Source organism: Serratia sp. EWG9 (assembly GCF_019913725.1).
Classification (GTDB): domain Bacteria; phylum Pseudomonadota; class Gammaproteobacteria; order Enterobacterales; family Enterobacteriaceae; genus Serratia; species Serratia ureilytica.
This window is the reverse complement of sequence record NZ_JADNRO010000010.1, coordinates 83,262-98,983: the sequence shown is the minus strand read 5'-3', so window position 1 is coordinate 98,983 and position 15,722 is coordinate 83,262. Positions and strand designations below refer to the sequence as shown.

Here is a 15,722-nt window from a genome sequence, read left to right as displayed (position 1 = left end):
CTCACCTCTCCTCCAGCAGCGGCACCATCGCCGCGCGCGGCCAGCAGGCGACGATCGGCTGGCCGATCTGCCGCTGTTGCCCTTCGGCGATCCACTGCGGATTGGCCTGGCTGACCAGCAGCTTTTCGCCGCCGTTCAGCGCGATTTCATACCGCGTGGCCGCGCCCTGGTAATGGATTTCCTGCAGCGTGCCCTGCACCTGGATCTCGTCCTGCGCCGCGCCGCCGTGCTCCAGCAGGCGGATATGTTCCGGCCGGATCGAGAAGGTTCGGCTTTCGCCGAGCAGGCGCTGCGCCAGCTCGCTGCGCACCACGTTGGAGGTGCCGACGAACTCGGCGACGAACGGCGTCTTCGGCCGCATGTAAAGTTCGCGCGGCGTATCCACCTGTTCGATGCGGCCGTTATTGAACACCGCCACCCGATCGGACATCGACAGCGCTTCGCTTTGATCGTGGGTGACGAAGATAAAGGTGATGCCCAGCTGACGCTGCAGCTTCTTCAGCTCGCCCTGCATCTGCTCGCGCAGCTTGAGATCCAGCGCGCCGAGCGGCTCGTCCAGCAGCAGCACCCGCGGCCGATTGACCAGCGCGCGCGCCAACGCCACGCGCTGACGCTGGCCGCCCGACAGGTGCGCCGGTTTGCGTTCGGCAACGAAACCGAGCGCCACGCTCTCCAGCGCCTCTTGCGCCCGCGCCAGCCGCTCGCGTTTGGCGACGCCCTTCACCATCAGGCCGTAGGCGACGTTTTCCAGCACCGACATGTGCGGGAACAGTGCGTAATCCTGAAACACGGTGTTCACGTCGCGCTGGTACGGCGGCAGGTTGGCGGCTTCCTGGCCATGGATGCGAATCGAGCCGGAAGTCAGCTGTTCAAAGCCGGCGATCAGGCGCAGGCAGGTGGTTTTGCCCGAGCCGGACGGCCCGAGCATGGAGAAGAATTCCCCGTCCTGAATATCGATGGATACCCGATCCACGGCGCGAACATCGCCGAAAGTCCGCGAAACATCGATGAATTGCACGGCAATGGTCATTTTCTGTGCTCCATACGAATGTAATTCGGGCGCAGCGAACCGCGCCCCGCGGCTTAGCGGCCGCCCATGATGGCGATGTAGTCCTGGGTCCAGCGGCTGTACGGCACGAACTTGCCGCCCTGCGCCTGAGGCGTTTTCCAGAAGGCGATTTTGTCGAACTGGTTGAAGCCGTTGGTTTCGCAGCCCTTCTCACCCAGCAGCGCGCTGGCCTTGCAGCCCGCCGGCGAAGCCGGCACCGACCCGAACCAGGCCGCCACGTCGCCCTGCACCTTCGGCTCCAGCGACCAGTTCATCCACTGGTAGGCGCAGCTCGGGTGTTTGGCGTCGCTGTGCAACATGGTGGTATCCGCCCAGCCGGTCACGCCCTCTTTTGGGAACACGGTGGCGATCGGCTGCCCCTCGCCCTTCAGGGCGTTGGCCTGATACGGCCAGGCGCTGGAAGCCACCACGCCTTCGTTTTTAAAGTCGCTCATCTGCACCGAGGTATCGTGCCAGTAGCGGTGGATCAGCGCGTGCTGGCTGCGCAGCAGCTTCAGCGCCGCCTGATACTGCTCTTCGTTGAGCTGGAAAGGATCGCTGATGCCGAGCTGCGGCTGGGTGGCTTTCAGGAACAGCGCCGCGTCGGCGATGTAGATCGGGCCGTCGTAAGCCTGCACCCGCCCCTGGTTGCTCTTGCCGTCCGGCAGGTTCTGCTGCTGGAAGATCACCGCCCAGCTGTCCGGCGGCGTCGGGAAGGTTTTGGTGTTGTACATCAGCAGGTTTGGCCCCCACTGGTACGGCGTGCCGTAAGTTTTGCCGTCCACGGTATACCAGGCGCCGTTCAGCAGGCGCGGATCGATGTTCTTCCAGTTCGGGATCAGCGCGGTGTTGATCGGCTGCACCCGCTTGCCGAAGATCAGGCGCAGCGAGGCGTCGCCGGAGGCGGTCACCAGATCGTAGCCGCCCTTGGCCATCAGGCTGACCATTTCATCGGAGGTGGCGGCGGTCTTCACGTTCACCGCGCAGCCGGTTTGCTTCTCAAACTGGGTGACCCAGTCGTAGTTTTTGTCGGACTGGCCGCGTTCGATGTAGCCGGGCCAGGCGATGATGTCCAGCCGGCCTTCGCCTTTGCCCAGCGACTGCGGCAGATCGGCCGCCTGGGCCAGGCCGCACAGCACGGTGAGACAGAGCGCGGAGACGGTGGTGGTGACTGCGGTAGTTTTTCTCATCGTAATTCCCCCTGTGTTGCGTATCTGTGTGCGGCAGGGAACGGCTGCCGCCCGATTTTGCTTTATAGAACCGCTAGAAGCTGGCTTTGAACTTCGCCATTACGTGCCTGACAACGCTGTAATCCTGCAGCGAATCGCTGGACAGATCCTTGCCGTAGCCGGAGCGTTTCAGGCCGCCGTGCGGCATTTCGCTCGCCAAGGTGAAATGGGTGTTGATCCAGGTGCTGCCGTACTGCAGATGGGCGGCGATGTGCAGCGCCCGATCGATATTTTGCGTCCACACCGACGAAGCCAGCCCATATTCCGAGTCGTTGGCCCACTCGACCGCCTGCGCCAGATGCTCGAAGCGCGTGACGCTGACCACCGGGCCAAACACCTCGCGCTGCACGATCTCGTCGCTTTGCAGGCAGCCCGCCAGCAGGGTCGGCTGATAGTAGAATCCCGGCCCGGAGTGCGCCGCGGCGCCGGTGATCAATTCGATATGCGGTTGGCTGAGCGCGCGCTCGACAAAGCTGGCGACGCGATCGCGCTGGCGGCTGCTTATCAACGGGCCGATCTCGTTGTCCTGATCGCGCTTGCGGGCGAAGCGCAGGCTGGCGACCGCCTCGCCCAGCGCGTCCACCAGTTTGGGATAGATGCCAGCCTGCGCGTAGATGCGGCAGGCGGCGGTGCAGTCCTGGCCGGCGTTGTAATAGCCATAGGTGCGAATGCCGTTGACCACTTCGTCAAGATCGGCGTCGTCGCAGACGATCACCGGCGCCTTGCCCCCCAGCTCCAGATGGGTGCGCTTGACGCTTTTGGCCGCCGCCTGAAGAATTTTTTGCCCGGTAACGATATCGCCGGTGACCGACACCAGCCGCACCTGCGGGTGCCCCACCAGCTGGCTGCCGACCCCTTCACCGCCGCCGTAGACGATGTTCAGCACGCCCGGCGGCAGGATCTCCTGCAGCGCCGGCACCAGCGCCAGAATAGTCAGCGGCGTGTGCTCGGACGGTTTGAACACCACGGTATTGCCCGCCGCCAACGCCGGCGCGATCTTCCACGCCGCCATCATCAGCGGATAGTTCCAGGGGGCGATCGAGGCGACTACGCCGATCGGATCGCGACGGATCATCGAGGTGTGGCCCGGCACATACTCACCGGCCAGCTGCCCTTGTTGAGCGCGCACCGCGCCGGCGAAAAAGCGGAACACGTCGACCGCCGCCGGCAGATCGTCATTGAGCGCCTGATGCAGCGGCTTGCCGCAGTTGAGGGCCTCCAGCTGCGCCAGTTGCGACGCCTGCCGCTCGATGGCGTCGGCGATGCGCAGCAACAGCGTGGCGCGCTGGGCCGGCGTGGTGCGCGACCAATGGCCGAACGCCTGCTGCGCGGCTTTTACCGCGCTGCCGACCTGCGCCGAAGAGGCTTCGGTCAGGGCGATCAGCGTCTCGCCGTTGGCCGGATTGACGATGCATTCCTGCTGGCCTTCGCCGTCGATAAGCTGACCGTTAATGAACTGCTGACAGGACAAACCTGAGAGAACCTGCACATCCGCCATCGCCTGACGCCCCTAAGTGACAAAAACGTTAACCAAATGTGAATAAGTTAGTTTTAATCAGCCTAAGCGAGCCTCTGGCGGGCAACAAATTCTAAATACTGAACGCCGCGTTCGATTAAATCGAATGCTTAAGCCCGGCGGCGTGTTTGCTGCCGTTCTCGCGCGCGATGGTGAGGAACGGCGTCACCAGCTCCGGCCGCGCGCTGCCGCGCCGCCATGCCAACCCGATATCCAGCGGCTCCAGCAGATCGTCCAGCTTGCGCGCCTCGATCATGTTGCCCTCCAGCGACCAGGCGCGGTACGCCATGTCCGGCTGGATGGAGACCCCCATCCCCGCCGCCACCAGGCTGCGCACCGCCTCAGTCGAGGCGGTCTTCATCGCGATCTCCGGCTTCAGCCCGGCGCGCGCCCAGATGCGCCGCGCGTGCACGTCCATTTCATCGGCGTTGAGCTGGATCAGCGGCTGTTTGGCCACGTCCGCCAGGCTGATGCTCTCGTGCTCCAGCAGCGGGTGCAGCGGCGGCAGCCACAGGCGATACGGCGAGTGCATCAGCACCTCGGTCTGCAGCGCGTCGCGGTCCTCGATGTTCGACAAGATCAGCACGCCGATGTCGATCTCGCCGCTGACCAGCAGATGCTCGATGTACGGGCGTTCGTCTTCAACCACCTGCACGGTGACGTTGGGATAGGCCGATTTAAAGCGCGTGAGCAGTTCCACCAGGAAGTAGCCGGCCACCAGGCTGGTGACGCCGATGGTCAGCTTGCCGGTCAGGCTTTCAGTGCCGATCTGCAGGCTGCGCTTGGCGTTGTCCACCGTCGCCAGGATCAGATACGACTGGCGCAAAAACTGGTGCCCCTGATGGGTCAGCGTCATGCCCTTGGCGTGGCGCTCGAACAGCCGCACGCCGATCTCGGTTTCCAGCTGCTGGATAGCGAGCGTCAGCGAAGACTGGGAGACAAACACCGCCTGGGCGCCGGCGGAGATCGACCCGGTTTCCGCCACCGCGATGAAGTGGCGGATTTGGCGTAACGTCATCATCCCCATCGCCTTTCAAGCCGCTGCGTTGTTGTCTGCGTTCGCTTACCCCAGTCACTTACTTGAGTAAGCTCCTGGGGATGCACGCCCTTGCCGCCTAGCCGCAACTTGAAATTCATTGGGGATCACCTTAATCAAAATAGTTACGTTGATTGTAGATCTCGCGAGAGAAGCGATCGGGAAAAGTATCAAAAACGAGATAGCGTTCGCTTTTTTAGAATGCTGACAGGCAAAAATGGGGGGAACAATGAGGCGAAGAAGTGCGATGTGCGGGGGACAGAAATGACAAGGGCGCAGCAAGCTGCGCCCTGATGACCGATGATCCTGCGGAGGATCAGATCGCTTCTTCGTCCTGCTCGCCGGTACGGATGCGCACCACGCGCGCCACGTCGAAGACGAAGATCTTGCCGTCGCCGATCTTGCCGGTCTGCGCCGTCTGCATGATGGTTTCCACGCAGGTGTCGACGATGTCGTCGGCAACCACGATCTCTATCTTCACCTTCGGCAGAAAGTCAACCATGTACTCGGCGCCGCGGTACAGCTCGGTGTGGCCCTTCTGGCGGCCGAAGCCTTTGACTTCGGTGACCGTCATGCCGGTGATGCCCACTTCGGCCAGCGCTTCGCGGACGTCATCCAGTTTGAACGGCTTGATAATCGCGTCGATCTTTTTCATCTTCTTTCCTTATTACCAATTTTTGCGGCCAAAACCGGATGTGATGGGATAACGGCGGTCTTTGCCGAAGTTACGGGCGGTGATGCGCGGCCCGACGGCGGCCTGACGCCGCTTGTATTCGTTGATGTCCACCAGGCGGATCACCTTGCGCACGATCGCTTCGTCGAAGCCTTCGGCCACCAGATCGGCGACCGACTTGTCGCGCTCAACGTAGCCTTCCAGGATCGCATCCAGGATATCGTACGGCGGCAGGCTGTCCTGATCGACCTGATCCGGCGCCAGCTCGGCGGACGGCGGACGATCGATTACCCGCTGCGGGATCACGTAGGAGACGGTGTTGCGGTATTCGGACAGCTTGAACACCAGCGTTTTCGGCACGTCCTTCAGCACGTCGAAACCGCCGGCCATATCGCCGTACAGCGTAGCGTAACCGACCGCCATTTCGCTCTTGTTGCCGGTGGTCAGCACGATGCTGCGGCGTTTGTTGGACAGCGCCATCAGCACCACCCCGCGGCAACGCGCCTGCAGGTTCTCTTCGGTGGTGTCGCGCTCGGTGCCGGCGAACATCGGCGACAGCTGGCCCATAAAGGCATCGAACATCGGCTCGATGGAGACGATATCGAACTCCACGCCGAGGATTTCCGCCTCTTCCTTGGCGTCGGCGATGCTGATATCTGCGGTATAGCGGAACGGCATCATCAGCGCCTGCACCTTGTCTTTACCTAACGCATCCACGGCGATCGCCAGCGTCAGCGCCGAGTCGATGCCGCCGGACAGCCCCAGCACCGCGCCTTTGAAACCGTTCTTGGTCACGTAGTCGCGCACCGCCAACACCAGCGCCTGATACACCTGCGCCAGCTGCGGCAGTTCGGCGGCCGGATCGGCCATCGGCACCACGTCCAGCTCGTTGAATTCCAGGCGAGTGACCTGCTCGTCGAAGGCCGCCAGACGGTGGGTCATGGTGCCGGCGGCGTCGAAGACCTTGGAGCAGCCGTCGAAGATCAGCTCATCCTGGCCGCCGACCTGGTTGAGGTACACCAGCGGCAGCTGGGTGCGCTGGCAGTGGCCGGCCATCAGCGTTTTGCGGATATACGGTTTTTCGCGGTTATACGGCGAGGCGTTGATCGACAGGATAATCTCCGCGCCGGCGGCCTTGGCGGCGTCGATCGGCTCCGGGAACCACAGATCTTCGCAAATCAGCAGCCCCAGACGGTAGCCTTTCAGTTCCACCACGCAGGTGTCGTTGCCGGCGTGGAAATAGCGCTTCTCATCGAACACGCCGTAGTTCGGCAACTGCTGTTTGAAGTAGCGGGTCAGCAGGCGGCCTTCGGCGAACAGCGACAGCGCGTTGTACAGCTTGTCGCCTTCGCGCCACGGGTGGCCGACCAGGATCGCCGTCTCGGCGGAAGCCTGCTGCAGGCGCAGCAGCTGCGCATCACAGCGCTGATAGAAATCATTGCGGTACAGCAGGTCTTCCGGCGGGTAGCCGGACAGCGCCAGTTCGGTGAACATGACCAGATCGGCTCCCGCCTTCTGCTGCTCCTGCACGATTTGCAACATGCGTTCGGTGTTGCCTTCAATGTCGCCGACCAGCAGGTTCAGCTGGGCCAGGGCGATGGAAAGTGATCTGCTCATTTGTGTACGATCCCGCTTAATACGTTCCATGGTGCTCTACGCCGGGGCGCGCCGCGGCAAAGAGAACGGAGTGTAAATCATTCCGCCGGATTTGTTGAGAACCTGCGTGGCAGGCGCCGGCGGGAATCTGTCATTCTTTGAAATCGTTGGCGTCCAGCTCGTGGCGCGACAGCAATTTGTAAAACTCGGTGCGGTTGCGGCCCGCCATGCGCGCGGCCTGGGTCACGTTGCCCTTGGTGATCTGCAGCAGTTTGCGCAGATAGTGCAACTCAAACTGGTTGCGCGCTTCGGCGAAAGTCGGCAGCGCGGTGTTTTCCCCTTCCAGCGCCTGTTCCACTAGCGCCTCGCTGATCACCGGCGCCGAGGTCAGCGCCACGCACTGTTCGATGACGTTGACCAACTGACGCACGTTGCCCGGCCAGCTGGCGGTCATCAGCCGCTTCATGGCGTCGGTCGAGAAGCTGCGCACGAACGGCTTGTGCCGCTGAGCCGCTTCGCGCAACAGGTGATTGGCCAGCAGCGGAATGTCTTCGGCGCGCTCGTTGAGCGCCGGGATCTTCAGGTTTACCACGTTGAGACGATAGTAGAGATCCTCGCGGAACTCGTTCTTCGCCATCGCCTTTTGCAGATCGCGGTGGGTGGCGGAGATGATGCGCACGTCGATGTCCAGATCGCGGTTGCTGCCCAGCGGCCGCACCTTGCGCTCCTGCAGCACGCGCAGCAGTTTCACCTGCAGCGACAGCGGCATGTCGCCTATCTCGTCGAGGAACAGCGTGCCGCCCGCCGCCGCCTGGAACAGCCCTTCGCGGCTGCTGACCGCGCCGGTGAAGGCGCCCTTGGCGTGGCCGAACAGTTCGGACTCCAGCAGTTGCTCCGGCAGCGCCCCGCAGTTGATGGCGATGAACGCCTTGCCGGCGCGCGGGCTGGCGGCGTGGATCGCCTGCGCCAACACCTCTTTGCCGGTGCCGCTCTGGCCGTTGATCAACACGCTGACGTCGGACTGGGCCACCATTTTCACCTGCTCCAGCAGCCGCAGCATCAACGGGCTGCGGGTGACGATGTCTTCGCGCCAGGCGTCGTCCCCCGCAGGAGAGGCCGACAGCGACAGCGCCTCGTCGATGGCCTTATAGAGCGCATCGCGATCCACCGGTTTGGTGAGGAAGCTGAACACCCCCTGCTGGGTGGCGGCCACCGCATCGGGAATCGAACCGTGCGCGGTAAGAATGATCACCGGCATGCCCGGCTGATGCTTTTGGATTCGGCGAACAGCGCCATGCCGTCCATCTCATCCATGCGCAGATCGCTGATCACCAGATCGATCTGTTCGCGCGCCAACAGGCGCAGCGCTTCCTGGCCGCTTTCGGCGGTGGTGACGTGAAAACCTTCGCTGGTCAGGCGCATGCCCAGCAGCTTCAGCAGGCTGGGATCGTCGTCAACCAATAACAGGTTGGCCGGTTTGCGTGCGGTCATTGCGCGTGGGACTCCTTATTGGCGGGGTGCGGCGTATAGGTGTCTTCCGGTTCAACCGGCAGCGCGGTGCCTTTTTCCGGTTCGTCCTGCGTTTCAGCGCCTTTGGCGGCCGCGCCGCTTTTACCGGCGGCTTCGCCCTTCTGCTGGCCCGCGCCGTTTTCCGGGATTTCCCCTTGCAGCTGCTTGCGCGATGAGAGCTGGCGCTCGATATCGGTCAGGTTTTCCAGCTTGCGCGAGGTGTCCTGCAGCTGCGACTGCAGGCGCGCCTGATTCTGGCGCAGCGAATCGATCTGGCTGTCGCTGCTCTCCTGCAGATGCTGATAGCGCGCTTTCTCATCGAACAACGTGATCTGCAGCATCTGCTGCTGGCGCCACAGCTGCGTCAACGGACGCAGCGAACCGGGGAACTCCATCCGGTAACTGTTGATCCTGTCGAGCATCTGGCGGCGTTCACCGGAGGTAGGCTGCGCGCTCCCCAGCAGGATGCTCTGTTTGAAAACGCCGGACCAGCTGTCGCCCGGCACCGTTTTCGCCAGCGCACGCGCCTGGGTCGAGCCGATGCGATCGGCGCAGTCCATCGCGCGCAGCCAGTAGAGCGCGTTATCCAGCGCGTCCTTGTCGTCCAATTGCCACAGGGTATCGCAAGCCGCGGTGCGGTAATCGATCACCTTGGTATCCGGGATCGCCTCTTGCTGCTGAGCGCTCAATCCGCCGCTGACGGCGCGATCGACGCAGCCCGCCAGCAACAACGGCATAAAGAAAACGGCGCCCAGCCAGGTGATCGGGCGTTTGCCGAGCGGCGCTCTGTGCGTGGCACGCGGTGAACGTTCGGTCTGTGAAAGACGAAGGCGTTTAGACCATGTGTACATTATTTATTCATTCTCGGCGGTTAACGGCAGTTCAATGCGGAAGCAGACGTCTGCACCGGCGACCGTCGCCAGTTGCAGCTCACCGCGCATGCGACGGATACAGTCCTGAGCGATGCTCAACCCCAGTCCGCTTCCTTTTACCGCCCCTTTTCGCTGGTGACTACCCTGGAAAAAAGGCTCGAAAATCATGGCTCTTTCAGCCTCGGGGATCGGCGTGCCGGTATTGGCGACGTCGATTTGCACCCGTTGTCCAACCTGACGGCTGCGGATCCAAATGTTACCGGATTCCTTGCCGTAGTGCACCGCATTGGAGTAGAGATTATCCAGCACGCGCATTAATAGCGTAGGCTCTGCCCAGCAGATTTCCGCTTCCAGCGCGATTTCGGTGGAAATCATCTTAGCCCGCGCCGGCAAACTGTGCGCGGCGACCACCAAATCGACCATCTCGCGCAGCTCGACGTTCTCGTGCTCCGCCGGGCCATCGGCCAGTTTGCGGTTGTAATCCAGCAGTTGTTCAATCAGCTGCTGCAGGTGGCGGCTGCTGTTGTCGAGGATCGTCACCACCTCTTTCTGGTCGGAAGTCAGCGGCCCCGCCACCTCGTCGGCCAGCAGTTCGGTGCCTTCGCGCATGCTGGCCAGCGGCGTTTTCAATTCGTGCGAGATATGGCGCAGGAACTCGTGGCGCTGCGACTCCAGCCACGCCAGCCGTTCGCTCAGCCAGATGATGCGCTGCGCCAGCGAACGCAGCTCGCGCGGCCCTTTAAACGATGCGGTGCTGCCCAACGCGCGCCCTTCCCCCAGGCGGTTGATCATCCGCTCCACGGCCTTGACCGGCCCGATGATCATGCGGGTGAACAGCACCACCAGCAGCACGCTGACCAGGAACAGCAGCAGCGCCTGCCAGCCGAAGAACTGGCCGCGCTCGGCGATGGCCTGCTGCAGCTGCTGGCCGCGCGAGAACACCACCGCGCGCGTGGCCTGCACCATTTCGGCATTGGAGCGCGAGAACGACTCGAGCAAGGCGGAGGCTTCTTGGTCCGGCCCGCTGTTATGGCACTTGATCGCCGCCAGCTGGGTCAGCAACTGACGCAACGTTTGGTAGTAGCGCTCGTCCGGCAGAATCGGCGCGTGGGCGTCCAGCATCTGCGAATACTGCTTGCGCTGATTTTGGTACAGCTTCTGCAGCGTGGGCTCAACCAGCACGCAGTACTGACGATAGCTGCGCTCCATCTCCAGCGCCACGCTGGTCATCGCCTCGCTGCGCCGCGCGTCCACCAGCGTGGTGCGGTTGATGTCCGCCGCCTGCGCGCTCAGGTGATCCAGACTCTGGTAGGCCTGATAGGCCAGCACCAACAGCGGCAGCAGCACCAACAGGAACGCCAGCAGCACCAATTGCCGCAGCGAACGTGGGAATAAACGCCATTTTTTCAACGAAATCATCTCATTCTCTCAGGCCTGTCACGATGCTAACTGACTCGCCGGAAAGAGAAAAGCCCGGCAAGGGAGAATCCTGAACGCACAAGGAAAAAGCCGCGGGATCGGTGAACCGCGCCGATAAGGTTGGCCTGCCGATAGCATACGGCCCCGGTAACAAAAACCGGTACGAAAGCGAGAGTGTGGGAATAGCGTCTGCGTTCGAGGGCATAGGCAACGAAACAGGGGTAAGCGCAGCGTTGAGAATTGACGCCGGGGCAATAAGCTTGCCCCGCCGCAAGGAAAGTGTGGATGCCCTTGAACCTCGTCCCCAGGGTGATGTAGCGCAGCGGCTGGCATCGAACAGGACGAATAGCATCCGTAAGTATCCAGGATTGATGAACCCTTCATCACAGTTGGATACAGGCGGTGCCTCACTCCACGTGTCGCCCGATGCTTGATAAAGCCGCTTGCGCGGTCTGTTATCGGTTTGGTTGGACGATAGGCACCATTTCTTTGGCATCATTCGGAGGCTTATGAGGCGATTTGCCGTTTATAATTACGGCGCCGTCATAAAAAGGTGAATGAGCAACCGCAGAGAATAATGCACGTTACGTGCCAACTTTGCAATTAAATTAATAACAAATTGATTTCACTAAAAAATAAATAAAATTCTGCCGTTTGATTCGCCGATTCCGCGCCGAGCAGTGATGAAATAAACGCCGCTCTGTCGCCAAACGCCGACAACTAAAGTCAAACCTGTTTACCGATAATAAAATCAATGGCTTAAATGTCTCCATTTAGCGACAAGCAAACCAGCGCTTGTCGCAAAATGCAGACACTGCCGCCAATCGCCGAATGCCGGCCATAAAAAAGGGCGCAATTGCTTGCGCCCTCTGTACGGTGGTGGCCGTTTTTAGCCCAGTTGCTTACGGGCGTTGCGGAACATGCGCATCCACGGGCTATCCTCGCCCCACTCTTCTGGGTGCCAGGAGTTGCTGACGGTGCGGAACACGCGTTCCGGATGCGGCATCATCACCGTTGCGCGCCCGTTGGCGCTGGTCACGGCGGTGATGCCATTCGGCGAACCGTTCGGGTTAGCCGGGTAAGCTTCCGTGACCTGACCGGCGTTGTTGACGAAACGCAGCGCCACCAGGCCGTGGCTTTCCAACGCCGCCAGATGCGCCGCATCGCGCACTTCGACATGCCCTTCGCCATGGGAAACGGCGATCGGCATGCGCGAACCGGTCATGCCCTGCATGAACAGCGACGGGCTGGCCGCCACTTCCACCAGGCTGAAGCGCGCCTCGAAGCGATCCGACAGGTTGCGCACGAAACGCGGCCAGTGTTCGGCGCCCGGGATCAGCTCACGCAGGTTGGACATCATCTGGCAGCCGTTGCACACGCCCAGCGCCAGCGTCTGCGGACGGTGGAAGAACGCCTCGAACTCGTCGCGCACCCGCTCGTTGAACAGGATAGACTTCGCCCAGCCTTCGCCGGCGCCCAGAACGTCGCCGTAAGAGAAGCCGCCGCAGGCCACCAGCGTGTGGAAGTCCTGCAGATCGCGACGCCCGGCCAGCAGATCGCTCATGTGCACATCCACGGCGTCAAAGCCGGCGCGGTGGAACGCCGCCGCCATTTCAACGTGGGAGTTCACCCCCTGCTCGCGCAGCACCGCCACTTTCGGGCGAGCGCCCTTGGCGATGTACGGCGCAGCGATGTCTTCCTCGGGTGCGAAGGTCAGCTTCACGTTCAGGCCGGGATCTTGTTCATCCTGCTTGGCCTGATGTTCCTGATCGGCGCACGCCGGGTTGTCGCGCAGACGCTGCATCTGCCAGGTCGTTTCCGCCCACCAGGTGCGCAGGGTATTGCGGCTTTCGCTGTACAACGCTTTGCCATGCTGATTGATGACGAAACGATCGCCGGTCTGTACGCTGCCGATGTGATGCACGTTGTTGGTCAGACCGTGCTGCGCGAACGCCCGCTTCACGTCGTCGAGACGTTCGGCGCTCACCTGGATCACCGCGCCCAGCTCTTCGTTGAACAGCACCGCCAGCGCATCGTCGCCGAGGCCATCGAGGTTAACCTCTACGCCGCAGTGACCGGCGAAGGCCATCTCCGCCAGCGTCACCAGCAGGCCGCCGTCAGCGCGGTCGTGATAAGCCAGCAGCGCGCGATCGGCCACCAGCTGCTGCATGGCGTTGAAGAAGCCCGCCAGCTGCGCGACATCGCGCACATCGGCCGGTTTGTCGCCCAGTTGGCGATAAACCTGCGCCAGCGCGGTAGCGCCCAGTGCGTTATGGCCGTTGCCCAGATCGATCAACAGCAGCGCGCTGTCGCCCTTATCGGTGCGCAATTGCGGCGTCACGGTGTGGCGCACGTCTTCCACGCGGGCGAAGGCGGTGATGACCAGCGACAGCGGCGAGGTCATTTCACGCTGTTCATTGCCTTCCTGCCAGCGGGTTTTCATCGACATGGAGTCTTTGCCCACCGGAATGGTGATGCCCAGCGCCGGGCACAGCTCTTCGCCCACCGCTTTCACCGCTTCGTACAGGCCGGCGTCTTCACCCGGGTGGCCGGCGGCGGCCATCCAGTTGGCGGACAGCTTCACGCGCTTCAGGCTGCCGATTTCCGTGGCGGCCAGGTTGGTCAGCGCTTCCCCGACCGCCAGGCGGCCGGAGGCGGCGAAGTCCAGCAGCGCCACCGGTGCGCGTTCGCCGAGCGACATCGCTTCGCCATAATAGCTGTCCAGACTGGCGGTGGTGACCGCACAGTCGGCCACCGGGATCTGCCACGGGCCGACCATTTGGTCGCGCGCCACCATGCCGGTGACGGTGCGGTCGCCGATGGTGATCAGGAAGGTTTTCTCCGCGACGGCCGGCAGATGCAGCACGCGCTTCACCGCGTCGGCCAGCGTGATGTTCTCACGCTGTACCGCCTGGCCCTGCGCCTGCAGACGGGTCACGTCGCGGGTCATCTTAGGCGTCTTGCCGAGCAGCACGTCCAGCGGCATGTCGATCGGCTGATTGTCGAAGTGACGATCGTTCAACGTCAGATGTTGCTCTTCGGTCGCTTCGCCGATCACCGCGTAAGGCGCGCGCTCGCGGCGGCAGATCTCGTCGAACTGCGCCATCTGCGCCGGGGCGATCGCCATCACGTAACGTTCCTGCGATTCGTTGCACCATACTTCCAGCGGGCTCATGCCCGGCTCGTCGTTGAGGATGTCGCGCAGTTCGAAACGGCCGCCGCGGCCGCCGTCGCTCACCAGCTCCGGCATGGCGTTGGACAGGCCGCCGGCGCCGACGTCATGGATAAACAGGATCGGATTCTGGTCGCCCAGCTGCCAGCAGCGGTCGATCACTTCCTGACAGCGGCGTTCCATTTCCGGGTTGTCACGCTGCACCGACGCGAAGTCCAGATCGGCATCGGACTGGCCGGACGCCATCGATGACGCCGCGCCGCCGCCCAGACCGATATTCATCGCCGGGCCGCCCAGCACCACCAGCTTGGCGCCGACGGTGATTTCCCCTTTCTGCACGTGATCGGCGCGGATGTTGCCGATGCCGCCCGCCAGCATGATCGGTTTGTGGTAGCCGCGCAGCTCCACGCCGTTATGGCTGTTGACGCGTTCTTCATAGGTGCGGAAGTAGCCCAGCAGCGCCGGGCGACCGAATTCGTTGTTGAACGCCGCGCCGCCCAGCGGGCCTTCGGTCATGATGTCCAGCGCGGTGACAATGCGCTCCGGTTTGCCGAAGTCCTGCTCCCACGGCTGTTCAAAGCCGGGAATGCGCAGGTTGGACACCGAGAAGCCCACCAGGCCGGCCTTCGGCTTGGCGCCGCGGCCGGTGGCGCCTTCGTCGCGGATCTCGCCGCCGGAGCCGGTCGCGGCGCCCGGCCACGGCGAGATCGCCGTCGGGTGGTTGTGAGTTTCCACCTTCATCAGGATATGCGCGTCTTCCTGATGGTAGTCGTACGTGCCGTTCTCCGGCGCGGCGAAGAAGCGGCCGACCTGCGAGCCTTCCATCACCGCGGCGTTGTCTTTATACGCCGACAGCACATAGTCCGGCGTCTGCTCATAGGTGTTCTTGATCATTTTGAACAGCGACTTGGGCTGCTGTTCGCCGTCGATGATCCAGTCGGCGTTGAAAATCTTGTGGCGGCAGTGCTCAGAATTGGCCTGTGCAAACATATAGAGTTCGATATCCGTCGGGTTGCGCCCCAAACCGGTAAAGGCATTCAGCAGGTAATCGATCTCGTCCTGCGCCAGCGCCAGGCCGAGCCGGACGTTGGCCTGTTCCAGCGCGGCGCGCCCTGCGCCCAGCACGTCGACCGACTGATACGGCGCCGGCTGATGGTGCGCGAACAGCTGTTCAGCCTGTTGCAGCTCGCTGAAGACGGTTTCCATCATGCGATCGTGCAGCAGCGCGGCGAGCTGGTGCCACTGGGCTTCCGTCAGCTCAGGCGCCTTGACGTAGAACGCCAGACCGCGCTCCAGCCGCAGCACCTGTTGCAAACCGCAGTTGTGGGCGATGTCGGTGGCTTTGGAAGACCAGGGAGAAATGGTGCCCGGGCGCGGCGTGACCAGCAGCAGCCGGCCTTCGGGGGCGTGTTCGGCGAGAGAAGGACCGTACTTGAGCAAGCGCTGAAGTTTGGCGTGTTCTTCGGCACTTAGCGGTGCGCTAACATCGGCAAAGTGGACGTACTCGGCGTAGATATCACTGACGGGCAGGTGGGCGTCCTGGCAGCGGGACAGCAGTTTGGTAATGCGAAAAGCCGATAAAGCGGGCGAACCACGCAGAATTTCCATAATCAAAGTTCTCTCGTCTTCGAAGCGACGGATAAGACGCTTCA

General features: G+C 62.5%; 9 protein-coding genes and 1 pseudogene. All 10 read right to left on the bottom strand.

Annotated elements, in window-relative coordinates:
• Position 1: 1 nt before the first annotated feature.
• Positions 2-1,030, bottom strand: a complete 1,029-nt coding sequence (locus tag ITX55_RS19865; protein WP_033651579.1) for an ABC transporter ATP-binding protein — start codon at positions 1,028-1,030, stop codon at positions 2-4.
• A 53-nt stretch (positions 1,031-1,083) separates the two neighbouring features.
• Positions 1,084-2,238 (bottom strand): putative ABC transporter substrate-binding protein YdcS, encoded by a 1,155-nt coding sequence (gene ydcS / locus ITX55_RS19860; RefSeq protein WP_108681777.1) that lies wholly within the window; start codon positions 2,236-2,238, stop codon positions 1,084-1,086.
• Positions 2,239-2,311: 73 nt separating this feature from the next.
• On the bottom strand, positions 2,312-3,775 hold the full coding sequence (locus ITX55_RS19855; RefSeq protein ID WP_223085309.1) for a gamma-aminobutyraldehyde dehydrogenase: 1,464 nt from the start codon (positions 3,773-3,775) through the stop codon (positions 2,312-2,314).
• Between the two features lie 115 nt (positions 3,776-3,890).
• A complete protein-coding gene (locus ITX55_RS19850; protein ID WP_033644109.1) occupies positions 3,891-4,814 on the bottom strand; it encodes a LysR substrate-binding domain-containing protein in 924 nt (307 codons plus the stop codon).
• A gap of 331 nt (positions 4,815-5,145) precedes the next feature.
• Positions 5,146-5,484: a nitrogen regulatory protein P-II gene (glnB, locus tag ITX55_RS19845; RefSeq protein WP_004847623.1), complete on the bottom strand. Its 339-nt coding sequence runs from the start codon at positions 5,482-5,484 to the stop codon at positions 5,146-5,148.
• A gap of 12 nt (positions 5,485-5,496) precedes the next feature.
• A complete protein-coding gene (locus tag ITX55_RS19840) occupies positions 5,497-7,119 on the bottom strand; it encodes an NAD+ synthase (RefSeq protein ID WP_033644110.1) in 1,623 nt (540 codons plus the stop codon).
• A gap of 130 nt (positions 7,120-7,249) precedes the next feature.
• Positions 7,250-8,589 (bottom strand): annotated as a pseudogene (gene glrR, locus ITX55_RS19835) (two-component system response regulator GlrR).
• A complete protein-coding gene (gene qseG, locus ITX55_RS19830; RefSeq protein ID WP_052133764.1) occupies positions 8,586-9,458 on the bottom strand; it encodes a two-component system QseEF-associated lipoprotein QseG in 873 nt (290 codons plus the stop codon). Before qseG ends, glrR begins: the two are co-directional and overlap by 4 nt.
• Before the next feature lie 3 nt (positions 9,459-9,461).
• Entirely contained in the window at positions 9,462-10,898 is a 1,437-nt protein-coding gene (locus tag ITX55_RS19825; protein WP_033644112.1) for a HAMP domain-containing sensor histidine kinase, read from the bottom strand.
• Positions 10,899-11,787: 889 nt separating this feature from the next.
• Positions 11,788-15,678 carry a phosphoribosylformylglycinamidine synthase gene (gene purL / locus ITX55_RS19820; protein ID WP_147838547.1) on the bottom strand — a complete coding sequence of 1,297 codons (3,891 nt, stop codon included), beginning with the start codon at positions 15,676-15,678 and terminating at the stop codon, positions 11,788-11,790.
• Positions 15,679-15,722: the final 44 nt, after the last annotated feature.

Bases quoted from the DNA above. Each gene is read 5' to 3' on its own strand.
- ITX55_RS19855 (WP_223085309.1), bottom strand. From the start codon at position 3,775: ATGGCGGATGTGCAGGTTCTCTCAGGTTTGTCCTGTCAGCAGTTCATT.
- glnB (WP_004847623.1), bottom strand. From the start codon at position 5,484: ATGAAAAAGATCGACGCGATTATCAAGCCGTTCAAACTGGATGACGTC.
- ITX55_RS19865 (WP_033651579.1), bottom strand. From the start codon at position 1,030: ATGACCATTGCCGTGCAATTCATCGATGTTTCGCGGACTTTCGGCGAT.
- ITX55_RS19850 (WP_033644109.1), bottom strand. From the start codon at position 4,814: ATGATGACGTTACGCCAAATCCGCCACTTCATCGCGGTGGCGGAAACC.
- ITX55_RS19840 (WP_033644110.1), bottom strand. From the start codon at position 7,119: ATGAGCAGATCACTTTCCATCGCCCTGGCCCAGCTGAACCTGCTGGTC.
- purL (WP_147838547.1), bottom strand. From the start codon at position 15,678: ATGGAAATTCTGCGTGGTTCGCCCGCTTTATCGGCTTTTCGCATTACC.
- qseG (WP_052133764.1), bottom strand. From the start codon at position 9,458: ATGTACACATGGTCTAAACGCCTTCGTCTTTCACAGACCGAACGTTCA.
- ITX55_RS19825 (WP_033644112.1), bottom strand. From the start codon at position 10,898: ATGATTTCGTTGAAAAAATGGCGTTTATTCCCACGTTCGCTGCGGCAA.
- ydcS (WP_108681777.1), bottom strand. From the start codon at position 2,238: ATGAGAAAAACTACCGCAGTCACCACCACCGTCTCCGCGCTCTGTCTC.